General features: G+C 53.7%; 1 protein-coding gene. It reads left to right on the top strand.

Features of this window, described 5'->3' with window-relative positions; all coding sequences use genetic code 11:
- Nucleotides 1–113: 113 nt before the first annotated feature.
- On the top strand, nt 114–551 hold a 438-nt coding region (locus Q4563_RS15655; protein WP_303605119.1), incomplete at its 3' end, for a cadherin repeat domain-containing protein.

Raw genomic sequence — 551 nt, 5'->3', positions numbered from 1 at the left:
CCTTGTTGGCGGATGCCGACTACGAGACCAAACCAAACTACAGTTTTACTGTAATCGCCACCGATGGCGCCGGTCACTTCACTGATCAGACCGTGACGCTGGCGGTCCATGATTTGGATGAGTCAGGACCGGTATTTAACTCCGGGAGTCTGGCGGATGCCATTGATGAAAACTCTGGTGCCAGCTCGGTTATTTACACAGCCACAACCAATGATGCGACAGCGGTTTATAGCCTCTCGGGAGCCGATGCAGGGCTGTTCAGCATCAACTCAGCCACCGGCGAAGTCACGTTGTTGGCTGATGCCGATTACGAAACAAAAGACAGTTACAACTTTACCGTCACAGCCATCGATGGAGCCGGTAACCATACCGATCAAACTGTCACCCTGGCGGTGACTAACCTGGAGGAAGCAGCGCCAAGCATTACGTCTGGTGATACCGCGACTGCCATCGATGAAAACAGCGGTGCCGGGCAGGTGGTGTATACCGCGATCGCTGATGACTCTGCTGATATTTCCGATGGTGTGAGTTTCTCGCTCTCTGGCGACGAT

The sequence above is a fragment of the Gilvimarinus sp. 1_MG-2023 genome (genome assembly GCF_030548285.1).
This window is presented reverse-complemented; position numbering and strand designations above follow the sequence as displayed.